At 69.8% G+C, this 21,924-nt stretch carries 21 protein-coding genes; 14 read left to right on the top strand and 7 right to left on the bottom strand.

Annotated features, from left to right (window positions below):
* Positions 1-30: 30 nt before the first annotated feature.
* Positions 31-2,745 (bottom strand): discoidin domain-containing protein, encoded by a 2,715-nt coding sequence (locus CRP45_RS24900; protein WP_097247256.1) that lies wholly within the window; start codon positions 2,743-2,745, stop codon positions 31-33.
* A 217-nt stretch (positions 2,746-2,962) separates the two neighbouring features.
* On the opposite strand from CRP45_RS24900, the gene CRP45_RS24905 reads away from it, so the two are divergent.
* From CRP45_RS24905 to CRP45_RS24935, 7 genes are all read left to right on the top strand, one after another.
* Complete coding sequence (locus tag CRP45_RS24905) at positions 2,963-3,868, top strand: NADP-dependent oxidoreductase (protein WP_097247257.1); 906 nt, start codon at positions 2,963-2,965, stop codon at positions 3,866-3,868.
* 24 nt (positions 3,869-3,892) lie between these two features.
* Entirely contained in the window at positions 3,893-5,389 is a 1,497-nt protein-coding gene (locus tag CRP45_RS24910) for a bifunctional phosphatase PAP2/diacylglycerol kinase family protein (RefSeq protein ID WP_097247258.1), read from the top strand.
* Positions 5,390-5,474: 85 nt separating this feature from the next.
* Positions 5,475-6,839, top strand: coding sequence for a glutamine synthetase family protein (locus tag CRP45_RS24915; RefSeq protein WP_067781465.1), 1,365 nt, complete (start codon positions 5,475-5,477; stop codon positions 6,837-6,839).
* Positions 6,820-7,569, top strand: coding sequence for a gamma-glutamyl-gamma-aminobutyrate hydrolase family protein (locus CRP45_RS24920; RefSeq protein ID WP_097247259.1), 750 nt, complete (start codon positions 6,820-6,822; stop codon positions 7,567-7,569). Before CRP45_RS24915 ends, CRP45_RS24920 begins: the two co-directional genes overlap by 20 nt.
* Positions 7,570-7,583: 14 nt before the next feature.
* Positions 7,584-8,945 (top strand): aldehyde dehydrogenase family protein, encoded by a 1,362-nt coding sequence (locus CRP45_RS24925; RefSeq protein ID WP_097247260.1) that lies wholly within the window; start codon positions 7,584-7,586, stop codon positions 8,943-8,945.
* A gap of 43 nt (positions 8,946-8,988) precedes the next feature.
* Positions 8,989-9,753 carry a 3-oxoacyl-ACP reductase gene (locus tag CRP45_RS24930; protein ID WP_097247261.1) on the top strand — a complete coding sequence of 255 codons (765 nt, stop codon included), beginning with the start codon at positions 8,989-8,991 and terminating at the stop codon, positions 9,751-9,753.
* Between the two features lie 321 nt (positions 9,754-10,074).
* Complete coding sequence (locus CRP45_RS24935) at positions 10,075-11,346, top strand: MFS transporter (RefSeq protein WP_179831036.1); 1,272 nt, start codon at positions 10,075-10,077, stop codon at positions 11,344-11,346.
* A 9-nt stretch (positions 11,347-11,355) separates the two neighbouring features.
* On the opposite strand, the gene CRP45_RS24940 is transcribed toward CRP45_RS24935, so the two are convergent.
* Together CRP45_RS24940 and CRP45_RS24945 are read right to left on the bottom strand one after the other, a co-directional pair.
* Complete coding sequence (locus CRP45_RS24940) at positions 11,356-11,721, bottom strand: hypothetical protein (protein ID WP_097247263.1); 366 nt, start codon at positions 11,719-11,721, stop codon at positions 11,356-11,358.
* Positions 11,722-11,813: 92 nt separating this feature from the next.
* Positions 11,814-12,383 (bottom strand): TetR/AcrR family transcriptional regulator, encoded by a 570-nt coding sequence (locus tag CRP45_RS24945; protein ID WP_097247264.1) that lies wholly within the window; start codon positions 12,381-12,383, stop codon positions 11,814-11,816.
* A 102-nt stretch (positions 12,384-12,485) separates the two neighbouring features.
* Between CRP45_RS24945 and CRP45_RS24950 the strand changes: the two genes are divergently transcribed.
* On the top strand, positions 12,486-12,923 hold the full coding sequence (locus CRP45_RS24950; RefSeq protein ID WP_097247265.1) for a DoxX family protein: 438 nt from the start codon (positions 12,486-12,488) through the stop codon (positions 12,921-12,923).
* A gap of 108 nt (positions 12,924-13,031) precedes the next feature.
* Positions 13,032-13,358: a hypothetical protein gene (locus CRP45_RS24955; protein WP_097247266.1), complete on the top strand. Its 327-nt coding sequence runs from the start codon at positions 13,032-13,034 to the stop codon at positions 13,356-13,358.
* A 47-nt stretch (positions 13,359-13,405) separates the two neighbouring features.
* Here the strand turns inward: CRP45_RS24955 and CRP45_RS24960 are convergent, their stop codons facing one another.
* The 3 genes from CRP45_RS24960 to CRP45_RS24970 form a co-directional block, all read right to left on the bottom strand.
* Positions 13,406-14,617 carry a transcription termination factor Rho, short form gene (locus CRP45_RS24960; protein WP_097247267.1) on the bottom strand — a complete coding sequence of 404 codons (1,212 nt, stop codon included), beginning with the start codon at positions 14,615-14,617 and terminating at the stop codon, positions 13,406-13,408.
* An 897-nt stretch (positions 14,618-15,514) separates the two neighbouring features.
* Positions 15,515-15,916, bottom strand: a complete 402-nt coding sequence (locus CRP45_RS24965) for a PaaI family thioesterase (protein WP_067781745.1) — start codon at positions 15,914-15,916, stop codon at positions 15,515-15,517.
* 118 nt (positions 15,917-16,034) lie between these two features.
* Positions 16,035-16,400, bottom strand: a complete 366-nt coding sequence (locus tag CRP45_RS24970) for an Rv1352/Rv1906c domain-containing protein (RefSeq protein ID WP_245910417.1) — start codon at positions 16,398-16,400, stop codon at positions 16,035-16,037.
* A 272-nt stretch (positions 16,401-16,672) separates the two neighbouring features.
* Here CRP45_RS24970 and CRP45_RS24975 point away from each other — a divergent pair, with 272 nt between their 5' ends.
* From CRP45_RS24975 to CRP45_RS24995, 5 genes are all read left to right on the top strand, one after another.
* Positions 16,673-17,179 (top strand): sigma-70 family RNA polymerase sigma factor, encoded by a 507-nt coding sequence (locus CRP45_RS24975; RefSeq protein WP_097247268.1) that lies wholly within the window; start codon positions 16,673-16,675, stop codon positions 17,177-17,179.
* A gap of 81 nt (positions 17,180-17,260) precedes the next feature.
* Positions 17,261-17,668 carry a QcrA and Rieske domain-containing protein gene (locus tag CRP45_RS24980; protein WP_097247269.1) on the top strand — a complete coding sequence of 136 codons (408 nt, stop codon included), beginning with the start codon at positions 17,261-17,263 and terminating at the stop codon, positions 17,666-17,668.
* A gap of 288 nt (positions 17,669-17,956) precedes the next feature.
* Complete coding sequence (locus CRP45_RS24985) at positions 17,957-19,351, top strand: N-acetylmuramoyl-L-alanine amidase (protein WP_097247270.1); 1,395 nt, start codon at positions 17,957-17,959, stop codon at positions 19,349-19,351.
* A 74-nt stretch (positions 19,352-19,425) separates the two neighbouring features.
* Positions 19,426-20,472 carry a CobW family GTP-binding protein gene (locus CRP45_RS24990; RefSeq protein ID WP_097247271.1) on the top strand — a complete coding sequence of 349 codons (1,047 nt, stop codon included), beginning with the start codon at positions 19,426-19,428 and terminating at the stop codon, positions 20,470-20,472.
* Between the two features lie 183 nt (positions 20,473-20,655).
* Positions 20,656-20,847 (top strand): hypothetical protein, encoded by a 192-nt coding sequence (locus CRP45_RS24995; RefSeq protein WP_097247272.1) that lies wholly within the window; start codon positions 20,656-20,658, stop codon positions 20,845-20,847.
* A gap of 4 nt (positions 20,848-20,851) precedes the next feature.
* On the opposite strand, the gene CRP45_RS25000 is transcribed toward CRP45_RS24995, so the two are convergent.
* The gene (locus CRP45_RS25000) at positions 20,852-21,856 is read right to left on the bottom strand and encodes an AraC family transcriptional regulator (RefSeq protein WP_097247273.1); all 1,005 of its coding nucleotides are present in this window, start codon (positions 21,854-21,856) and stop codon (positions 20,852-20,854) included.
* Positions 21,857-21,924: the final 68 nt, after the last annotated feature.

The raw sequence follows: 21,924 nt of genomic DNA on the forward strand, positions 1-21,924 counted from the left end.
GATTCCGGACCCCGCGCCTGAGCTCCCGGTTCAGTCGCGGGAACCGGAGACCTCCAATTCCCGGACCCCCGGCGACGCGGCCGGGTCCGCGCCGGTCACCTCCAGCCGGACGTATCGCGCGGAGACCGGTTCGGTGAGCGCCCCGCTCGCGGGATCGGCGGCGACCGTGGCCCACTCCCGCCCGTTCTCGGACACCGCGACCGACGACGCGACCGGCGCGGGATCGGCCCAGCGGGGCAGTACCCGCTCGACGCGCGCGGCCGCGCCGAGATCGACGGTGAGGCTGCCGTGCGCGCCGTCCGGCGCCCATCCGGTCGCGGTGCTGCCGTCCACCGCGGCGTCCGGATAGCGGCCCGGCTCGGTGGAGCTGCTGGTGACCGGACGGCAGCGCGCGAGGTTGCCGGTGGGTGCGAGATCGGGACGGCGGGTCTCGATCGTCACGGGCGCGCCGGGTGCGACGGTGTGCGTACCGGACGGCGTCCGCAGCGGCATCGGCGCACCTCCGGTGAGCGTCACCGTCGTGCGTTCGGCGCCGATTTCCGCGTCGAAAGTGCGACCCTGCCAGTGCATTCCGCGGATCGTCATGCCGCGTTCGAATTGCGGCGGCAGCGTCGGGTTCACCTCGACGGCGTCGCCGCGCAGCCGCAGTCCGAGCAGGCCGCTGGTGAGCGATTGCAGGAAGCCGCCCGCCGCGGTGGCGAACGTGAACGCGGGCGCACCGGCCAGCGGGTCGCGCGCACCGGCTTTCGCGCCGCGTGCCTCGGCGAACTGCGCGAACGGCGGCCGCACGAACGGACGCGCCGCGCGGTCGAGGAAGGTGTTGGTCGCGCAGCCGGGTGCGCCGAGGTGCGCGGCGTCGATGGCGTGGACGGAGTCGGTCATCGCAGGGCCGTCGGGATCGGTTCGCGCGGAATAGTATTCGAGGACCCGGGTGGCGACGTCGGTCGGCATCGGCCATTCCAGCGGGTAGATGAGCAGCACGGTGTCGGCCTGTTTGATGGGAGTGCCGGTGTAGCCGTCGAATTGGGCGAAGACGCCGTTCGCCGCGTCGAACGGCATGCGAAGGCCGTCGGCGACGGTGGTCCACTCGGGCGGGTGTGGCGCGCCGAGGATCTCGGCGGCGCGCACCGCGTTGCGCAGCGCGAGCGCCGCGACCGCGTTGGTGTAGACGCCGTCGTCGACGCCGTTGCTGTACTCGTCGGGGCCCGCGACATCGCGCAGCGAGAAGCCGCCGTCCGGGTTGGGTGTCACGCGCGCGGCCCAGAATTCGGCGACCGCGCTCATGATGGGCCAGACCCGCTCGCGCAGATATCCGGCGTCGCCGGTGGCGAGGTAGTACTGCCAAGCGGCCAGCGAGATGTCGCCCTGGAGATGAATCTGATTCAGGCAGTGCGGCGGATCCCAGCTGTGGCACTCGTCGAGTTCGCCGTCCGTCGCGCTGGTCCACGGGTAGAACGCGCCGGGGAAACCGAGTCGCCGGGCGTTGGCCTTCGCGGCGGGCAGCGTCCGGTACCGGTACTCCACAACGGTTTTCGCCAGGTCCGGCGCGAAATGCAGGAGGGCGGGGAACATCCAGATGTCGGCGTCCCAGAACACCGCGCCCGAGTAGTTGTCGCTGCTGAGCCCGACCGGCGAGAGGCTGTTGTCCTGCGAAGGATTGCTCGCCGAATACAGCGAATACAGCGCGCCGCGCGTCCACGATCGCACGTCGGGTTCGCCGGGGATCTCGACCTCGCCGCGCCACAGGCCCGTCCACACTTCGGTGGTGTCCGTCAGCAGCGCGTCCCAGCCCGCGCTCGCGGCGCGCCGCGCGGCGGCCAGTGCGGAGGCGGCCGGATCGGCCGAGGTGCGCGCGGTGTCGACGCCGACGAACTTGGTCGCGGTGTAGGACTCGCCCTCCCGCACCGGGATCCGGGCTTGCTGGCTCGCGGTCAGGTCGTCACGCGAAGGCGACGGCGCGATCGTCGCGCCGGGCCCTGCTTCCAGGACGGACACGACCGAACCGGTGATTTCCGTTCCCGCCGTGCGGAATCCGACGCCTACGGTCGCTTCGCCGCGCTGCCCCGCGCCGGTCGGCACGATACGGCGGGCGCCCGCGCCGTCGAGCAGATCGGTCAGCACCAGTTCGCCGGACCAGCGCGGCCGCAGGCTGAGGCGCACCGCGCCGACGTGCTGATCGGAACGGGCGGCGAACACGTCGTACACCAGATCGGTGGCCCGCCCGTCCGCTGTCGTCCAGGTCGCCCTGGTGCGGACCAGTCCGCAGCGCAGGTGCAGGGTCTGCTCGAAGCCGGTGATCCGCGCGGCGGGGGTGGCGGGGGAGTACGTCTCGTCGCCGACGCCGACCAGCAGGCCCGACCAGTTCGGGATGGCCGCCGCGACTTCGCGGTCGTCGGCGACGTCCGGGCTGTGCCCGTACAGACCGGCGACGAACGCGCCGTCGTAGGCCGGGGTGTACAGCGGCCAGCCGGTGGGCTCGTCGGTGCCGAGGTAACCCGTTCCGCGCGGCGGCACGCGCAGTCCGAGATAACCGTTGCCGACGAAGGGATGACCGTCGATCGGCGCGTCCACGTCGGTATTGGACGGCGCCCATCCTGCGGTCTCCGCGACGCCCGGGCACGCCGAGTCCGACCACTCGCCCTCCTCGCGCACCACCACCAGCGCCACCCCCGTCACCAGCGCCAGCACCGCCACCAAGGCGATCACGAGCAGTATTCGTCGGAAGGGCCGGGCCGAGAACGACATCGCACCTCCCGTCGTGCGCGGCGCGCACGCTCGATTCACTCGGACGACTCGTTGGCGGGCCGGACCCCGCTCGGCCCGGTCTCGCGATGATGCCTGTGCACGAGGATTTCCCCGTTCCCGCCGATCGACACCCGGCGCGCGGATTCGGCGCGGGCATATCCTGTCGCCTGTTGTTCTCCATCGACCGCGGCCGCCTCGGCCGGGAAGGCAGGCGAGGATGCGCGCCATCGCGTTCTACGAGTTCGGCGAACCGGACGTGCTTCGGGTCGTGGACGTACCGGTCCCCGAGCCGACCGGCGCACAGGTGCGAATCGCGGTGCGCGCCGCTGGAGTCAACCCGGCGGACTGGAAGATCCGTTCGGGCGCATTGGTTTTCGGCGAGCCGACCTTCCCGCAGTTCCCGGGCGCCGAGGTCGCGGGTGTGGTGGACGCGGTCGGGCCGGAGGCGGCGGGCGTCGCCGTCGGCGACGAGGTGATCGCCTGGACGCGCGGCGGTTACGCCGAGTACGCGCTGAGCGCCGACGTCGCGGCCAAGCCCGCGGGGCTGGCCTGGGCCGACGCCACCGCGCTTCCGGTCGCGGTCAGCACCGCGGCGAAGGTGCTTGATCTGCTGCGACCACGGGCGGGCGAGACCCTCCTGGTCAACGGCGCGTCGGGGGCGGTCGGTTCGATGGCCGTTCAGCTGGCCCGCGCCGAGGGCGCCACCGTCATCGGCACGGCCGCGCCCGCCAACCAGGACCTGGTGCGCGCGCTCGGCGCGACGCCGACACCGTACGGCGACGGACTGGTCGAGCGGGTGCGCGCACTCGCGCCGGGCGGTGTCGACGCGGTGTTCGACGCCGCGGGCCACGGCGTGCTGCCCGCCGCGATCGAACTGCGCGGCGGCACGGATCGCATCGTCACCATCGCCGACGGCGCGGCCGCCGACCTCGGCATCGCGTTCCCGACCGGTCCCGGCCCGCGGTCGACCGCCCTGCTCGGCCACGTGGCGCAGCGACTCGCTCGCGGCGAATTTCGCCTGGCAGGCGCGGCGCGCGTCTTTCCGCTGGCCGAGGCCGCCGCGGCGCAGCGGGAAATGGAGCACGGCCGCGGACCGGGGAAGGTCGTATTGATCGTCGAGTGAGCCGGTCGTAATTAGGCTGGAACGATGCGACTGCCTCGGATTCGCAAACCGACGCCACCGCCAGGATTGGCCAGCAGTCTCGACGTCTGGCTGGTCGGCAGGAGCGCGCGAGTACGCCCGACGCCCGCCGACCGGATGCTGCGCGGTCTCAGCACGAGCGCGAACCACAACCGGCTCTGGCTCGGCGTCGGCGCGGGCCTCCTCCTGCTCGGCAACCGGCCGCTGCGCCGCGCGGGCGCGCGCGGACTTCTCGCGGTCGGACTCGCCAGCGGTATCGCCAACGGCATCGCCAAGCCGCTGTTTCCCCGCCGCCGTCCGCCCGACGAATCGGTGCCGTTCGTCCGTCGGCTGGTCCGGCCGCCAGTGTCCTCGTCGTTCCCCTCCGGACACGCCGCCTCGGCGGCCGCCTTCGCCACCGGCGTCGCGCTGGAGAGCCCGGCGACGGCCGCGGCGATCGCGCCGGTCGCCGCGGCCGTCGCCTACTCCCGGGTCCACATCGGCGTGCACTGGCCCTCCGACGTGGTCGCGGGCATGCTGCTCGGGACCGGGGTCGCACTGGTCACGCATCGGTGGTGGGCGGTGCGCCCCGACGAACCCGCGCTGCTCGGCCACGCCGAGCAGGTGGACCCGGTGCCGCACGGGCGCGGCCTGCTGCTGGTGACAAACCCGCTCGCCGGAAGCGGCAACGGCGCGCTCGCCTCGGCGCAGCTGCGCGCCGGGCTGCCCGCGGCACACATCGTGCAGATCGATCCCGACCGCGACCTCGACGACCAACTCGCCGAACGGCTCGACCGCGCGGACATCACCGCGCTCGGCGTCTCCGGCGGCGACGGCACGGTCTCCTCGGTGGCCGAGATCGCGGTCCGGCACGGGGTGCCGCTGGCCGTCTTCGCAGACGGCACCCTCAACCACTTCGCCAGGGACGCGGGCGTCGACGAGGCCGAGCAGACGTTCGCCGCGCTCGAGCACGGCACGGTCGTGCGGGTCGACGCCGCGGACGTGCGGTTCGACGAGGACGGCTCGCGCGTCTTCGTCAACACCGCAAGCCTCGGCGGCTACCCCGACTTCGTCCAGCTGCGGGAGCGGTGGGAACAGCGGCTTGGCAAATGGCCCGCCGCGGGCATCGCGATGATCCGGGTCCTGCTCGGCGCGCAGCCGCTGCACACCGTCATCGACGGCGCCCCGATGGCCATCTGGATGCTGTTCGTCGGCAACGGCCGCTACGACCCGGCCGACCAGGTCCCGATGTCGCGACCCGAATTGCACCGCGGCACCCTCGATGTCCGCTACCTGCGCGCCGACGTCCACTTCTCCCGCACCCGCCTGATCTGGGCCACCCTCACCGGCACCCTCGGCAACTCGGCCACCTACGTCCGCAAGGAAGTGCCGCGCCTCGAAGTCCGCGTCATCGAGGACTCGGTCTCCCTCGCGACGGACGGCGAAGTGGATTCGCGCGGAAAGCATTTCGTCTTCACCAGCCGGCCGTCCGCGCTTGCCCTTTTCCGGCCTCCGGAGGAGTAGCCGCGACCCATTTGCGTGTCCCCGCACGCGCGGTCGGTTTTTGATCTAGCGTGAGCCACGGGTCGACGCCGAGAGGGGCCGTGGGATGCGAACGGGGATGCTGGGGCTGGCGGAGTTGCGGGAGCGGGTCGAGTCCGGTGAGCTCGACACGGTGCTGGTCGCGATGACCGACATGCAGGGACGGTTGCAGGGGAAACGGTGCGCGGCACGGTATTTCGTCGACGAGGTGCTCGACCACGCGACCGAGGCGTGCAACTATCTGCTCGCGGTCGACGTCGAGATGACGCCCGTGGACGGGTACGCGATGTCGTCCTGGGACAACGGCTACGGAGACTTCGTGCTGCGCCCGGACCTGAGCACGCTGCGGCTCGTACCGTGGCTGCCCGGCACCGCGCTGGTGCTCTGCGATGTCGAACAGGTGCATCCGGAGGGCACGCCGGTGGCCGCCTCGCCGCGCCAGGTGCTGCGCAAGCAGTTGGACCGGCTCGCCGAACACGGACTCCGCGCCTACGTGGGCACCGAACTCGAATTCCTGGTCTTCGACGACAGTTACGAATCGGCCTGGGAGCGCGGCTACCGCGACCTGCGCCCCGCCAATCAGTACAACGTCGACTACTCGATGCTCGGCACCTCCAGGATCGAACCACTGCTGCGCCGCATCCGCAACGAGATGGCCGGTGCCGGAATGTATGTCGAGTCGGCCAAGGGTGAATGCAACCCGGGCCAGCACGAGATCGCCTTCCGCTTCGACGAAGCCATGGTGACCTGCGACAACCACAGCATCTACAAGACGGGCGCCAAGGAGATCGCGGCGCAGGACGGCCGCAGCATCACCTTCATGGCGAAATACAACGAGCGCGAGGGCAACTCGTGCCACATCCACCTGAGCCTGCGGAACGAGGCGGGTGAGCCGGTGTTCGCTGGCGACGGCGAAGGCGGCGCCTCCGCGCTGATGCGGCACTTCCTGGCGGGCCAGCTGGATTGCCTGCGCGAGTTCACCTACTTCCTCGCACCGAACATCAACTCCTACAAGCGTTTCGTCTCGGGCAGCTTCGCGCCCACCGCGCTGGCCTGGGGCAGGGACAACCGCACCTGCGCGCTCCGGGTGGTCGGCACGGGCGCTTCGCTGCGGGTGGAGAACCGGATTCCGGGTGGCGACGTGAATCCCTATCTCGCCGTCGCGGCTTCGATCGCGGCCGGGCTGCACGGCATCGAGCGGCGGCTGCCGCTGGAGCCGGAGTTCCACGGCAACGCCTATCGTTCACAGCGTCCCAGGGTGCCGAGGACCCTGCGGGAGGCGGCGCGGCTGTTCGGCGAGAGCGCCGTGGCCCGCACCGCGTTCGGCGCGGAGGTGGTGGAACACTATCGGAACGCGGCGCAGGTGGAGCTGGACGCCTTCGACGCCGCCGTGACCGATTGGGAGCGAACCCGTGGATTCGAACGACTCTGACCCCGCCGCCCCGCGCCCCGTCATCGGGCTGCCGACCTACGTGGAGCAGGCGCGATTCAGCACCTGGGATACCCGATGCGCGGTGTTGCAACACGATTACATCCACATGGTCGACCGGGCGGGTGGTATCCCGGTGCTGCTGCCGCCCGTCGGAGAGCCGCGACCCGAATTGATCGACCGGCTCGACGGCCTGGTGCTCACCGGCGGGGCGGACATCGACCCGGCTCGCTACGGCGCGCGCCTGACCGACGCGGCCCTCGGCTACACCCGAGCGGACCGCGACGAATCCGAGTTCGGCCTGTTCACGCTGGCCCGCGCGGCGGGTGTGCCGATTCTGGCGGTGTGCCGCGGGCTGCAACTGGTCAACGTGGCGCTCGGCGGCACCTTGATCCAGCACCTGCCCGACGCGGTCGGTCACGAAGGGCACTCGGGCGGAAGCGGGTCGTTCGACGTCAACGAGGTGCTGACCGAGCCGGGCACCCAGCTGGCGGCGCTTGCCGGGCCGCGGCTGGAGGCGCATTGCCACCATCACCAGGCGATCGACGACCTCGCGCCGGGACTCGTGGTGAGCGCGCGCTCGGGCGACGGGTCGATCGAGGCGGCGGAACTGCCTGGCGAGCCGTTCCTGATCGGCGTGCAGTGGCATCCCGAGGCCAATCGGGCCGATGATCGTCTGATGCGGGCACTTGTGGCCGCGGCCGCGGCCTATCGGCGGGCACGAGTCGGGTGAGAGGAGCGGACGACATGGCGGCAACCCAGGTGGTGAACCCCGCGACCGAGCAGGTCGTGGCGTCGGTGGAACCGACGGACGCGGCGGCGACCGACGCCGCCATCGAGCGCGCGCGGCGGGCGGCGTCGGAGTGGCGCGAGGTCGCGCCCGGCGACAGGGCCCGGCTGCTGCGTCGCTTCGCCGAAGCGGTCGACGCCGATGTGGAGCGGCTGGCGCGACTGGAGGTCGACAACGCCGGGCACACCATCGGCAACGCCCGCTGGGAGGCCGGAAACGTCCGCGACGTACTGCATTTCGCGGCCGGGATGCCGGAACGCTTGTCCGGCAAGCAGATTCCGGTGGCTGGCGGCTTGGACGTCACGTTTCAAGAGCCGCTCGGCGTCGTCGGTGTCATCGTGCCGTGGAACTTCCCGATGCCCATCGCGGCGTGGGGATTCGCGCCCGCGCTCGCCGCGGGGAACGCGGTGGTGCTCAAGCCCGCCGAGCTGACGCCGCTGACCGCGCTGCGGCTCGGCGAGCTGGCAAGGGAAGCGGGCCTGCCCGAGCACGTCTTCCAGGTGCTGCCGGGCAAGGGGTCGGTGGTCGGGCAGCGGTTCGTCACCCATCCCGCGGTGCGCAAGGTGGTGTTCACCGGGTCGACGGAGGTCGGCAAGCAGATCATGGCGGGCTGCGCGGAGCAGGTGAAGCGGGTGACCCTCGAGCTGGGCGGCAAGAGCGCGAACATCGTGTTCGCCGACGCCGATCTGGAGCGGGCGGCCGCCACCGCGCCGTACGGCGTGTTCGACAACGCGGGGCAGGACTGCTGCGCGCGCTCGCGAATCCTGGTGCAGCGGAGCGTCTTCGATCGATTCCTCGAACTGTTGGAGCCCGCGGTGCGCGGCGTGCGGGTCGGCGATCCCGGCGCGGAGGACACCGAGATGGGCCCGCTCATCTCGGCCGCGCACCGCGAGCGGGTCGCCGCGTTCGTGGAGCCGTCGACGAAAGTGGCTTTCACCGGCCATCGTCCGGAGGGTCCTGGGTTCTGGTACCCGCCGACCGTCGTGCTGCCCACCGCGCCGACCGACCGGGTGCTCACCGAGGAGGTGTTCGGTCCGGTGGTCGCGGTGCTTCCGTTCGACGACGAGGCGGAGGCGGTGCGCCTCGCCAACGACACCGAATACGGTCTGTCCGGCTCCATCTGGACCAATGATCTCGGCAGGGCGCTGCGGGTCTCCCGTGGCGTCGAGGCCGGAAACCTGTCGGTGAACTCGCACTCCTCGGTGCGGTACTGGACACCGTTCGGCGGGTTCAAACAGTCCGGCCTCGGCCGCGAACTCGGACCGGACGCCGCGCTGGCGTTCACCGAGACCAAGAACGTCTTCATCGCGACCCAGTGATCCATCGAACCCACGTGATTCACCGCACCGAGAAGGAGATGCGTTGCAGCGCTTACAGGATCGAGTAGCCGTCGTCACCGGCGGCGGCAGCGGGATCGGGCTCGCCACGGTGCGCCGCTTCGCGGCCGAGGGCGCCAAGGTCGTCGTCGCCGACATCGACGCCACCGCGGGCGAGGCCGCCGCGGCGGAGGTCGACGGCCTGTTCGTGAAGGTGGACGTCACCGACGAGACGCAGGTTCGGGACATGTTCGAGGCCGCGGTCGCGGCGTACGGCGGACTGGACATCGCCTTCAACAACGCGGGAATCTCACCGCCGGAAGACGATTCGATCCTGACCACCGGCATCGAGGCGTGGCGGCGGGTGCAGGAGGTGAACCTGACCTCGGTCTACCTGTGCAGCAAGTACGCCATCGAGCACATGCTGGTGCGCGGCAAGGGCTCGATCATCAACACCGCCTCCTTCGTCGCGGTGCTCGGCGCGGCGACCTCGCAGATCTCCTACACGGCGTCCAAAGGCGGCGTGCTGTCCATGAGCCGGGAGCTCGGCGTCCAGTTCGCCAGGCAGGGCATCCGGGTGAACGCGCTGTGCCCTGGTCCGGTGAACACCCCGCTACTTCAGGAGCTGTTCGCCAAGGACCCGGAGCGCGCCGCGCGCCGCCTGGTGCACATCCCGGTCGGTCGCTTCGCCGAGCCGGAGGAGATCGCGGCCGCCGTCGCCTTCCTCGCCAGCGACGACGCCTCGTTCATCACCGCCGCACAGTTCCTCGTCGACGGCGGCATCTCCGGGGCCTACGTCACGCCGATCTGAGGCGTTCCACCCGACCGGACGGGCTGTTCGAGTCCGTCCGGGGTCGCTCCATCGATCAGGTCACATTCGAAACCGTGTGACGACAATCACATTCGCTGATTGCCGTGCAGGTAGCTGGGTGTGCGCTGTCCGGTGGGGCGGGTCCGCCGCTGTTTGGTCCTCGCGAAACCTGGGTATCGGTTTGTTCCGTGCCCGGCCCCGTTTCCGGGGTGGGCCGGATGGACGAATCGAGGCTCGCCGGGACGGGCCGGTGAGGAGGCGGGCGTGACCGATCGTGGACAGGACTCGACGCGTCTACGGCGTTCGGTGGCCGCGTCGGCCATGGGCAACGCCACCGAGTGGTTCGACTACGGCGTGTACGCGGCGACGGCGACCTATCTCACCGACGCGTTCTTCCCCGGCGAGCTCGGCACCCTTGGCACCATGCTCGGCTTCGCCATCTCGTTCGTGCTTCGCCCGCTCGGCGGCATGGTGTGGGGTCCGCTCGGCGATCGCCTCGGCCGAAAGGCCGTGCTGGCCACCACGATCCTGCTGATGTCGGCCGCGACCGGCGCGATCGGCCTGCTGCCGACACACGCCTCGGTCGGCATGCTCGCTCCGGTGCTGCTGATCGCACTCCGTGTCCTGCAAGGCTTCTCGACGGGCGGCGAATACGGCGGCGCGGCAACGTATTTGGCGGAGTGCGCGACCGATCGGCGGCGCGGTTACCTCGGCAGCTTCCTGGAATTCGGCACGATGGCCGGTTTCGTCGGCGGTTCGGCCGTCGTGCTCGCCTGTCAGCTCGCGCTCGGTTCGGACGCCATGCACGACTGGGGCTGGCGCATCCCGTTCCTGCTCGCCGTGCCGCTCGGCCTGACCGGCTGGTATCTGCGCGCCAGGCTCGACGAATCGCCGGTGTTCCAGGAGGTCGCCGAGAACCCGCACCCGCCGACCGGGCTGCGCGAGCTGCTCACCGGCTACCGACGCGAGATCCTCACCCTCGGCGGCCTGGTGATCGCGCTCAACGTGGTGAACTACACGCTGCTCACCTACCAGCCGACCTACCTGCAGAAGACCGTCGGCATGTCGGAGTCGGCCACCACCGCCATGATGCTGACCGGTCAGCTGGTGATGATGCTGGTGCTGCCGCTGTTCGGCATGGTCTCCGACCGGGTCGGCAGGCGGCCGATGTGGTTGTTCTCGCTGATCGGTCTCGCGGTGCTCGCGGTGCCGATGTACTGGCTGATGGGGCAGGGCACCGCGTGGGCGATCATCGGTTTCGTCGTGCTCGGCCTGCTGTACGTGCCGCAGCTGTCCACCATCAGCTCCACGTTCCCGGCGATCTTCCCGACGCACGTGCGCTTCGCCGGTTTCGCCTTCGCCTACAACGTCTCCACCGCGGCGTTCGGCGGCACCGCGCCGCTGGTGAACGAGGCCGTGATCGGATCGACCGGGTGGGCGCTGTTCCCCGCCGTGTACATGGTCGGCGCGTCCCTCATCGGGCTGGTCGCCTGGGCCTACCTGCGCGAGACCGCGGGCACCTCGCTGCGCGGCACCAAGGTGCCCGATGCCGACAGCGCACCGCTCCCAGCGGTGGCGCAGCCCGCGACCTGACGCGGGCCGCTATTCCTCCTCGCGATCGTCATCGGTCGGCCAGTCATCGGCGACGATCAGTCGACCGGTGCGCAGCATCTCGTCGTACTGTTCGGCGATCAGTGCGGCCGGGTAGGTCGGCCAGTACGAGACCGCGCCGGTGGCCTTGTCGATGACGCTGACCGTCCCGCCGATCACCGGCGGCGGTAGTGGTGAACTGGTTTCCGGAATCGGTCCTCGGACCGCGACGACGACGAAGCCGCCGTCGAATTCCGTGACCCGGTGCGTGATTTCGCTGCCGTGCTCCGTGACGGACAGGTACCGCGCGGCGATCTGTTGCGCCGCAGCGAGATCCACCGGCGTGGTCGCCGAGGTGGGGTAGGCGTGGACTTCCATGGTGCGGTGGCGGGATCGACCGGCGATCGACCGCCTGCTCCTTTCGTCGTTGCTGTGCAAGAAGATACGCCGCCCGCCGTGTGGTGGCCGTCTCAGTCGAACTGGACCGTGGCCAGCATGGCGCGGGCCAGTTCTTCCGGGTCCGTCGTGTCGGCCAGCGCCGAATCCGTCAGCGCCCCCTCTCGCCACAGCGCCGCGAAGCCGTGGACCAGCGACCAAGCGGCCAACTGGGTGGCGCGTTCCCGTCCGTCGGTGCGTTCGGGGCGGAGGTCGGCGACGCCTGCGCGCAGCGCGGCGCCGGAGCGGGTGCGCGCGGCCCGCAGCTCGGGGTCGTCGGCGCGCAGCAGATCGCGGCGGAACATCACGTCGAAGTGTCCGGGATGGTTCAGCGCGAAACGGACGTACGCGACCGCGACGTCGCGGAAATCCGGTCCGGCGCCGTCGAGCTCCGCGCCGAGCAGGTCGTAGCCCTCGGTGGCCAGCGCGGTGAGCAGACCGGCGCGATCGCCGAAGTGGTGGGCGGGCGCCGCGTGAGAGACGCCCGCGCGCCGCGCGAGCCCGCGCAGGGAGATCGCGTCGACGCCGTCGGCGGCGATCTGTTCGGCCGCCGCGGTCAGCATCGCGGTGCGGAGATCGCCGTGGTGGTAACCGCTCTTCGCCATGCCTCGATAGTGGCCGACAATCTTGTCATTGACAAGTTCTCGGCGTCGGCTTTAATCTTGCCAGTGTCAAGATTGGTTCGTGTCCTACCTCGGGAGATACTCATGGCCCCCTTCGTCGTCCTCGCCGCCGTCACCGCGCTTGCCCGCCTTCTCGGCTGGTTCATCGACGTGACCTGGCTCGATTCATGGTCGGACGCGGTCCGTTTCGGCCTCGCCACTATGTTCGGGCTGACGGCGAGCGCGCACTTCCTGCAGCCGCGCCGCTCGGCACTGATCGAGATGGTGCCGCCGCAGTTGCCCGCCGCACCCGCCCTGGTCACGTTGACCGGCGTGCTCGAAATCGCGGGCGCTGTCGGCCTTTTGATCCCCGCCACCGCGGACCTGGCGGCGGCAGGCCTCGCGGCACTACTCGTGGTGATGTTCCCTGCCAACGTGTTGGCCGCGCGAAAAGGCGTGGGCGCCAAGACGATGCCGCTCCCGCTGCGCACCGTGTTGCAGGTGGTGTTCCTCGGGGCGACCGCCTTGGTGATCGCCGGGTAGTTCGAGTGTCGCTGCTGCGCCGGGTGCAGGGCGGCAGCCGATGTTCTCCGCGGGATGCGCGAGAGACCGCCCGGACGCGGTTCGGCCGACACCGGAGAGGATGTAGCGATGTCCTTCACGGTTCCCGGCGGGCCATACCTCCCGCCGGCGCACGAGGGCGCGGACAGCCTGCGCGAACATCCGGGCGAACTCGATCGCTTCGCGCATCGACTGGTGCTGGCGACCACCGCACGCAAGACCGGTGTGCCGCCCGGAAACCGCAGGGGCGCAGAACTACGCGGGCTGAGCACGCGGGACTTCGATGCCGATCTGCGGCAACTGCTCGAGCTGTCTCGGGCGTGGGCGCGTATGCGGGCTTCGGGGATGCCGTCTATCGAAAGCGCCCGGCCGACCCTGTACCCCCCTCCTGGAACAGGCCCGGCCGGGCTGAAATAAACAATGCCTTGGGGGGCTTGACAGCGGCTTAAAGGGGACTTAAGGGGTCAATTCCGGGGGAATTGGGTGAGGAATTCGGCGTTGGACTTGCTCTGCCGCAGGCCTTCCAGCAGAAGCTCGGTGGCGTGGTTGCCGTCGACGGCGGCGAGGGTGCGGCGCAGGTGGTGGGTCGCGGCGAGTTCGGCTGGGGTGAGCAGGAGTTCGTCCTTGCGGGTGCTGGACTGGGCGATGTCGACGGCGGGGAAGACGCGGCGGGCGGCAGTGGCGCGGTCGAGTTTGAGTTCGGCGTTGCCGGTGCCTTTGTATTCCTCGAAGATCACCGTGTCGGCGAGCGAGCCGGTTTCGACCAGGGTGGTGGCGACGATGGTGAGCGAGCCGCCGTTCTCGAAATTGCGTGCGGCGCCGAGGAAGCGCTTGGGCGAGGCGAGTGCGGCGGCGTCGACACCGCCGGAGAGGACGCGGCCCGAGGTGGGCGCGGCGTTGTTGTAGGCGCGGGCGAGGCGGGTCAGCGAGTCGAGCAGAACCACCACGTCGCGGCCGGTTTCGGCGAGGCGTTTTGCGCGTTCGACGGCGAGTTCGGCGAGTGCGATCTGATCGCCGGGTGAGCGGTCGAAGGTGGCGGCGGCGACATCGGCGGGGACCGTGCGCGCGAGGTCGGTGACCTCTTCCGGGCGCTCGCCGACGAGCACGAGCATCAACTCGCATTCGGGGTGGTTCTTCGCGATGCCGTGCGCGATGGCTTGCAGCACAGAGGTTTTGCCCGCCTTGGGTGGTGCGACGACCAGCGCACGCTGGCCCTTGCCGATCGGCATGACGAGGTCGGTGACGCGGGTGGTCAGCTCGTGCGGCTCGGTTTCCAGGCGCAGGCGCTGGTTGGGGTAGAGGGGGACCAGGTTCTCGAAGACGGGTCGCTTGCCCGCGTGCTCGGGGGTCTGGCCGTTGACGGTCTCGACGCGGAGGAGGGGGTCGAGTTTCGCGCCGTGCCGGGATGATTGCCCGTTGGCCCGAGCCGATCGCGCATCACGCTCGACCGATTGCGCGTCGCGCTGCGGGGGCCGCGCCAGTCCGGTGACGAAATCACCTCGGCGCAAATGGTTCTCGCGGATCAAACGAGGAGCGACGTGCAGGTCGTTGTCGCCGGGAAGGTAGCCGTCGACGCGCAGAGTCGCGGTGTTGCCGACGATGTCGAGGACGCCGGAGACCGGGCGTTCGGCTTGGTCGTCGTGCGTTGACGAATGCTGAGAAGTGTTGTTTTTCATCGGTTTTCCTTACTGGGATGCAGGTGAGGGAGATGGCGAAAGCCATGAGTGCGGTAGAAATCGCTCGACCGCGACGCGGAATCGGCGCTCTGCGTCGCCGGTGCGGTTGAGTGGGTCCCGTTCATCGCGAATCCGATATCGCGGAAAAGGGGAGATCCGAGTTCGTCCGTAGGAGACATCGTCTACAACCACCGACAGCGCCGAGGCTACCCGCCGCGATTCGATTCGCGCAAGGATGAATCCGTCGAGTGCGCGTCACGTCTCAGTTCGGACTGGCTACTCGACCCTCGCCGACCTGCTGCTTCGGCGATCCGCCTGCGCGGCAGATCAGCGGCACGCATCGAAGTCGGCGCGCAGCAGATCAGCGGCGTGCACCGGGTCGGGGCGCAGCAGAGCGGCGACCACGGTCGGCAGCGCAGACGTAATTCGGGCGCCGCCGCATGGGCTCGCGGTGGGTGGTGCCGAGGTCTCTCCGGCGCTTGGTAACCCCGGCTGGCATCGCCGGACCTGCTTCGAGTCGAGGGCCTAGGGCTGATGTCGTGGTAAGCGGCCGAAATTGGGCACTCGACTTGCTCGGCCGGTCTCGTGGCACAGCCGATCTCAGTCGCTATCGTTGCTGCGCAACAGCTTCCGCATTCAGCGCAGCGGCGTCGCCCCGCCGCGCGCAGGGGGCGAACCACCAAAGAGGCGAGCTGACGCTCAGCGCAGCACGCGGGGTCCTACCCAATCTTTGCCAACGCGGTCGGAATGCTCTCGCGGACGATCGTCCGCCTCCCTCAACGACCCGCGTCGGAACAATATTCCCGCCGCCGTTACCCCGGTACCCACCCGACCGCGCGGCGCGGTCCAGGGGCGAGCACGCCGGGCTCATCCGGCGCACGACCAGTGAAGCGACTCTCAGAGCACGGCCTGCGTCTGCGTCACCTTCGCGACGAGCTTGTCCGCGTCGTCGCGAATCTCGGTCTCGACGACGATGAACGAGCGTCCCGCGTGCAACGGCCGCGCGCTGGCGACGGCGTGGCCGGAGCGCACGGCGCGCAGGAAGTTGGACTTCGACTCCACCGTCGTGGTGCCCTGCTTGCCCTCGGGCAGATTCAGGAAGGCGCACACCGCGCCGGTCGCGTCGGCGAGCGACATCAGCACGCCGCCGTGCAGCATGCCGCCGAGCGTGCACAGCGACTCGTCCCAGGCGATCCTGCTGCGCACCAGTTCGGGGCCGTGCTCGAGCACCTCGACGCCGAGCCGCTCGGTGAAGGGCATGGACTGGTGGAAGAGCTTGGTGCCGGTCTCGTCGATCATGCCGATCATGCTGCCGTCCGGGAGCGCGCCGGTCGATTACCCCGGAGGTAATCGGCGTCGATCCACGCGCGGTTGGCGCGAATCCGCGCGTCCGACGGGGACGCCGAAACAGGCGGGATCAGAAGCCGAACGAACCGGTGGGCGGCGGGGACTGCACCATCCGCCACGCGCCGCAGTTCACGGTCTTGAAGGCGACATCTGTCGGCTTGATCTCCACGCGGACCGGGCTCAGTCGGGTGAAGTTGTTGGCGATGATGTTTTGCATGTTCGTGTTGTCGCCCTCCACTTTCCACAGCCTGCGCCAATCGCAGCCGTACGCGGGGTCGGGGGTTCCCGGCGCTTCCCATATGCCGGGGAGGATGTCGACGCCGACCATGTAGAGGCCGTCGCCCGCCATGTAATTCGCGGGCTCGGCGGCCGCGGTTCCGGCTCCGAACAAAGTCGCGGCGGAGGCCATCGCCCCCGCGATCACGAGCATGCGCATGCGCTGTGTCTCCTCGATATTCGCGCCCAACTGGACGGCTGACCTGCGAAGATCCCCGCATCTTCGTGGCCAGATCTACCAGAGTCCGTCGCGAGAGCGTGGGTGTTCGAGAGATTTCTGTCACATACACACCGCGTTCGCACGAATTCGCCGTTATCGCGGATCGGTGTGTCATCGGCTCGAACCGCCGCGATATCGATGGTGTGAGAGGTATTCGATCATTGGGTGCGCTCACGGAGCGGAGGCGTACGTGTGGCGCCCATTGTGCGGGCTTGTGCACCGACGAGGGTTTGGCTCGAGTACTCGCCGCCGATTGGGGGTTGCTGCACTGGCGCGCGCGGCGCGGTCTGGGGGATGCGGGCTTGGCGGAGCACGCGGTGCAGGAGACGCTGCTACGGGCTTGGCGCTCGTGTTCCCTCTTCGACGCGCGCCGCGGCAGCGTGCGCACCTGGCTGCTGGCCATCGAGCGCAACGTCATCATCGATATCGCGCGCGCCCGCGCGGCGCGGCCGTTCGACATCGCGTGGGACGAGATCGGCGACACCGGCGGGCCGCCGATCGCGGACCCGGATTTCGCCGACGGGCTGATCGACGGCCTGCTCGTCGCCGAACTGCTGTCCAGGCTGCCCTCGGCCCAGCGCGAGGCCGTCGTCGAGGTGATCCTGCGCGACCGCGCCTACCGGGAGGTGGCCGCGGACTTCGGCGTCCCGGTCGGCACCGTGAAGACCCGCGTGCACTACGCGCTGCGATCGCTGCGGCAACTCCCGCGCGGCGCCTGATCCCGGCGATCCGGTTCACGTTCGAACACTCGGTCCCCTTACCGTGGTCGGCAGTGTCCGAACCAGGCGGGGAGTTGACCGATGCCGACCGAAGACCGCGGTGACCTGCGAATCGACCGACGAACCGCACTGGCGGGTGCCGGTGTGGCCGCCGCCGTGACGGTGGGCGCCTGCGCGTCCGCCGAACCGTCCGCGCGCGAGGTCGCGCCGGGCACCGAGGTCGCGAAGGTGGCCGACGTGCCGGTCGGCGGCGCCGTGATCGCCGGCGGCACCGTGGTCACCCAGCCGCGAGCCGGTGTCTTCCAAGGCTTTTCGGCCGCATGCACGCACCTCGGGTGCACTGTCTCGAAGATTCAGCGCGAGACCGTCGTCTGCCGCTGCCACGGCAGCGCGTTCCGATTCGACGGCACGGTCGCCACCGGACCCGCCGAACGACCGCTCGCGCCGCGCGCCGTCCGGGTCGACGGCGACCGCATCGTGACCGCCTGACGGGCGATCGGTTCGACCGAAGGCGTCCGCGAGTCGGTCGGCGAGACCGAATGTCACCTTCGATCGGGACTTGCCCAGTGGTCTGCCTGATGTAAGCCGATTGCCGCTCGGCGGCCCTTTTTGTGGCGGTTTCGGTGCCTCTGACCAGCCTAGATATTGCCAGCAACCCAGGTAACAGTTCGGTAACTGGACTTGCCTCGCCGCGCGCCGCGTTGCAAGAGTGAACCACTGGGTTTGGTGTTACTAGTGGGAAGGGAGGGGTGCTCCGTCCCGGGGCGCCGACCGAACATGAAGCCAAGCATCATCAAGGCCGGTATCTCCACCACCGTCACGGCCGCGGTGACCGCCACTCTCGCCGGGCTGTTCCCGGTCGCCGCGACGGCCGCACCGGCCGCGCCGGGGATGGCGGGCAAGCTCGCAGGCAAAACGGTTTTCCTCGACCCCGGCCACCAGGGGTCGAATCACTCCGAGGACCTGGGCAGACAGGTGAACAACGGCCGCGGCGGCACCAAGGACTGCCAGACCACCGGCATGACCTCCGTCAACGGCGTACCCGAACACACCATCACCTGGAACGTCGCCCAGCTGGTCAAGACCTCGCTGGAGAGCATCGGCGCGCAGGTCGTGCTCAGCCGCCAGGACGACAGCGGCTGGGGCGGCTGCGTCGACGAACGGGCCCGCGCGGCCAACCAATCCGGCGCCGACGTGGCGGTGAGCATCCACGCCGACAGCGCGCCGCCCAATCTCCGCGGCTTCCACCTGATCGTGCCCGCGCTCCCGGTGCCCGACCCCAAGGTCGATCAGGTCCAGTCCGGGCCGGGTCTGGCCGTGACGAAGGCAGTGCGTGACGCCTACCTGCAGGCCGGATTCCCGGCGGCCACCTACGCCGGGGTTCAGGACGGATTGCAGACGCGCTCCGATATCGCGGGACCGGCGCTGACCGCGGTGCCGAACGTGTTCCTCGAAATGGGCAACGGCGCCAACGCGGAAGACGCCGCGCTGCTGGAGAGCCCCGACGGTCAGCTGAAACACGCCATCGCGGTCACCACCGGAGTGGTGAGCTACCTGCTCGGCACTTCGCCAGCGACGAACGGATCGGCCACCGACCGACCCGCCTCTGCACCCGCGCAGTCCGCACCCGCGGAAACCGTTCCGGCGCAATCCGTCCCCGGACAGCAATCCGTTCCCGCGCAGCAGTCCGCGCCCGCGCGGTCCGCGCCGTACGGCTCCCCCGAGGACAACGGCTCGCCGGAGAACGGCACGCTGGAAGACGTTCCCAACGGTTCGATGCCGAGCCCCAACGGTTCGGTCCCGCAGGCGCAGGCCCTGCCGGGCACCGTGGATCCGTCGACACCGGGCGGTCAGTCGAACCTGGGTTTCGACCAGGGCACTCAGGCGAGCCCCGGCAGCCGGTTGACGCCGAACAGCCCGTCGACGCCGGGAACCTACGCATTGCCCGGCACCTACACACTGCCCGACGGCCCGTCGACACCCGGCACCCAGTCGACTCCGGACTACCGGTCCAACTCGGAGACCCGCACGCTCGGCGTCCTCGCGAACACCGTGCTCGAGATGCTCATGCCGCTGGCACGGACGCTCGGCATGGACGACACGATGATCACCGCGGAGCTGATCAACCTGGCCTACACCTTGGCCAGCACCCTGTTCGGCCCCGCGAAGTAATCGCATCCGCCACCGAACGCCACCCGATCCGTCGGGTGGCGTTCGGCCGTTCCGACGCCCTTCGCGGGCCGACTATGGTGGTCCGGGTGGCTGACCGGATTCCTGTGCTGATCGTCGCCGGCTTTCTCGGCTCGGGGAAGACCACCCTGCTCAACCACCTGCTACGCAACAATCGGGGGACCCGAATCGGCGTCGTCGTCAACGACTTCGGCGCGATCAACATCGATTCCATGCTGGTCGCCGGGCAGGTGGACGCGATGGTCTCGCTCGGCAACGGTTGCGTCTGCTGCGCGGTCGACGTCACCGAGCTGGACGAGCTGTTCACCCGGCTGGCGCAGCCGAGGGCGAACATCGATGTGATCGTGGTGGAGGCCAGCGGTCTCGCCGAGCCGCGCAACCTGATCCGCATGGTGGTCGGCAGCGACAACCCGCGCATCCGCTACGGCGGTCTGGTGGAAGTGGTCGACGCCGAACAATTCCCGGCAAGCCGCGAGCGGCACCCCGAACTGCTTACGCACCTGCGGCTGGCCGATCTGGTCGTGGTCAACAAGGCCGATCGGGTCGGCGCCGCCGAACTGGAGACGCTGCGCGGCGAGATCACCGACCTGGTCGGCACGGTCCCGGTCTACGCGACCACCCGAGGACGCATCGATCCCGGCCTGCTGTTCGACGAGCCGCTGCGCGCGACCCGGCGCGGCGCCGAGCAGCTGAGCTTCGACGAACTGCTGGCCGAGCACGACCACGAGCACGACGACGAGCACCGCCACCTGCACGACGACTACACCAGCGTCTCCTTCACCAGCGAGCGGGAACTGGATCCGCGCAGGCTGATCGACTTCCTGGAGGACCCGCCGCCCGGTCTGTTCCGCGCCAAGGGCTTCGCGGCCTTCGGCGTCGCGGCCGAGCGCCGGAAGTTCCTGCTGCACATGGTCGGCAGGCACATCGTCTTCGAGCCCGGCGCGTGGCGGCGCGGCGAACCGCGCACCAGCCAGTTGGTGCTGATCGGCGCGGGCATGCCGTCCGAGCCCACGCTCTCCCGCTTGCGCGAAACCGTGCACAACGCCGACGATTTCCTGGACGAGCGAGCGATGCTCGGCGTGTGGCGGTACACACCGCACTGAACGTCGCCGCGGATTGGCGCGTTTTACCGCGACCTGGCGCGTTCGGCGCTTCCCAGACGGCCGAGTTGTCATGAGACTGTCTCCACGCCCGCCGTGTCGGGGTCGGCACTCTGCGCCGAGCGCGGCGTCGGTCAGTGAACCGTGATCGACCGTATCGATGATGTGCGACCGAGGGAGAGTTCGGTGTCCGAGACGTGGGAGAGCGCCACCGCTTACGTGATCGCCGCGCTGGAGGCCAAGGGGACCGCCACCCGCGACGATTTCGACGTACCCGCGATCGTCGCCGCGACAAGAGACCTCGCCGACGGCTGGGATTTCCGTGCCATCGAGGACGCCGCCTTCTGGCGCATCGCGGCCAGCTTCCTGCGGGTATGAGGTGTCAGTCGAACCGCTCACATCGGTGCGCGTGTTCGGCGATGCTCCAGCGTCGCGCCGCACGGCGCATCGAAGCGGCGTCGGCGTAGCCGAGCAGCTGCGCCTGCCGCGACCGGCTCAGCGAACCCGTCGAGGCAGCCTGCCGCAATCGGGCATCGCGCGCCCGGTCCAGTTCCTTGCGCCACGTCGTACCCGCCTCCATCAGCCTGCGCTGCAAGGTGCGCGGACTGGTCGCCAACCGGCGGGCGACGCGATCCAGCGAGGCGTCGCCCGTGGCGAGCGCCTCGGCCAGCGCCTCGGCCACGCGCTGCGGCCACGCCGAGGGCAGCGGCGGTGGTGGCGGCAACGCGTCGGCCAAGGGACGCAGGATCTTCGCCAGCACGGGGTCGGCGGTGGTCAGCGGGATATCCATGTCGGCGGCGCGGAAGGTGATCGAGTCGGCCTGCGCGTCGAATTCGATGGCGGCCGTGCCGAACACCTCGATATAGGCGCGGTGATCGGCGGGCGCCTGCTGGCGCAGCGTGACCCGGAGCGGCACCAGCGGTTCGCTGACCACGCGCCGAGCCCGGCTCAGTACCGCGCTCAATCCCCAGAGCTGGGTCAGATCACGTCCCACGCCCTCGCCGTCGATGATCTCGAGGTAGAGCGTTGCCTCCCGCTCATCGGCGATCAGGTCGAAGCGATGGTTGGTGGTGACCGCGGCGACGTAGGGTCCGCAGGTCGCCAAACCGGCGCCGAGGGTGGGCGCCGTCGAGAACAGATAGTCGTAGAGGCCGAGACTCGTCAGCTCGTAGCGGCTGGCCACCTGCAATGCGACGGCGGGATCGCCGAGCGTGTGCGCGCCGATTTCCCAGAGCCGGGAGAAGGTGTGGCTCGGCAGGTGCATGTCGTCGCCCGCCATCGTCCACTCCGGTAATCCGGTCTCCCGTATCAGCTTGTCCCGATCGGCTCCCGCAGCGGTGAGCTGCGAGATGACGAAACGGTGCAGCAAAACCTGGTCGGTACCCACGCGTCCTCCCTGCCCCACATCCGGTTGAAGACTCTGGGCGAGAACGCTAACGGCGCGGTGATTGATTC

This window comes from Nocardia amikacinitolerans, from assembly GCF_900215415.1.
Classification (GTDB): Bacteria; Actinomycetota; Actinomycetes; order Mycobacteriales; family Mycobacteriaceae; genus Nocardia; species Nocardia amikacinitolerans.

What these genes read in the sequence shown, in the direction of transcription:
- CRP45_RS24955 (WP_097247266.1), top strand. Translation starts at nt 13,032, where the DNA reads ATGTCCTTCACGGTTCCCGGCGGGCCATACCTCCCGCCGGCGCACGAG.
- CRP45_RS24935 (WP_179831036.1), top strand. Translation starts at nt 10,075, where the DNA reads ATGGGCAACGCCACCGAGTGGTTCGACTACGGCGTGTACGCGGCGACG.
- CRP45_RS24940 (WP_097247263.1), bottom strand. Translation starts at nt 11,721, where the DNA reads ATGGAAGTCCACGCCTACCCCACCTCGGCGACCACGCCGGTGGATCTC.
- CRP45_RS24945 (WP_097247264.1), bottom strand. Translation starts at nt 12,383, where the DNA reads ATGGCGAAGAGCGGTTACCACCACGGCGATCTCCGCACCGCGATGCTG.
- CRP45_RS24900 (WP_097247256.1), bottom strand. Translation starts at nt 2,745, where the DNA reads ATGTCGTTCTCGGCCCGGCCCTTCCGACGAATACTGCTCGTGATCGCC.
- CRP45_RS24915 (WP_067781465.1), top strand. Translation starts at nt 5,475, where the DNA reads ATGCGAACGGGGATGCTGGGGCTGGCGGAGTTGCGGGAGCGGGTCGAG.
- CRP45_RS24990 (WP_097247271.1), top strand. Translation starts at nt 19,426, where the DNA reads ATGGTGGTCCGGGTGGCTGACCGGATTCCTGTGCTGATCGTCGCCGGC.
- CRP45_RS24910 (WP_097247258.1), top strand. Translation starts at nt 3,893, where the DNA reads ATGCGACTGCCTCGGATTCGCAAACCGACGCCACCGCCAGGATTGGCC.
- CRP45_RS24950 (WP_097247265.1), top strand. Translation starts at nt 12,486, where the DNA reads ATGGCCCCCTTCGTCGTCCTCGCCGCCGTCACCGCGCTTGCCCGCCTT.
- CRP45_RS24960 (WP_097247267.1), bottom strand. Translation starts at nt 14,617, where the DNA reads ATGAAAAACAACACTTCTCAGCATTCGTCAACGCACGACGACCAAGCC.
- CRP45_RS24985 (WP_097247270.1), top strand. Translation starts at nt 17,957, where the DNA reads ATGAAGCCAAGCATCATCAAGGCCGGTATCTCCACCACCGTCACGGCC.
- CRP45_RS24970 (WP_245910417.1), bottom strand. Translation starts at nt 16,400, where the DNA reads ATGCGCATGCTCGTGATCGCGGGGGCGATGGCCTCCGCCGCGACTTTG.
- CRP45_RS24905 (WP_097247257.1), top strand. Translation starts at nt 2,963, where the DNA reads ATGCGCGCCATCGCGTTCTACGAGTTCGGCGAACCGGACGTGCTTCGG.
- CRP45_RS24965 (WP_067781745.1), bottom strand. Translation starts at nt 15,916, where the DNA reads ATGATCGACGAGACCGGCACCAAGCTCTTCCACCAGTCCATGCCCTTC.
- CRP45_RS24980 (WP_097247269.1), top strand. Translation starts at nt 17,261, where the DNA reads ATGCCGACCGAAGACCGCGGTGACCTGCGAATCGACCGACGAACCGCA.
- CRP45_RS24925 (WP_097247260.1), top strand. Translation starts at nt 7,584, where the DNA reads ATGGCGGCAACCCAGGTGGTGAACCCCGCGACCGAGCAGGTCGTGGCG.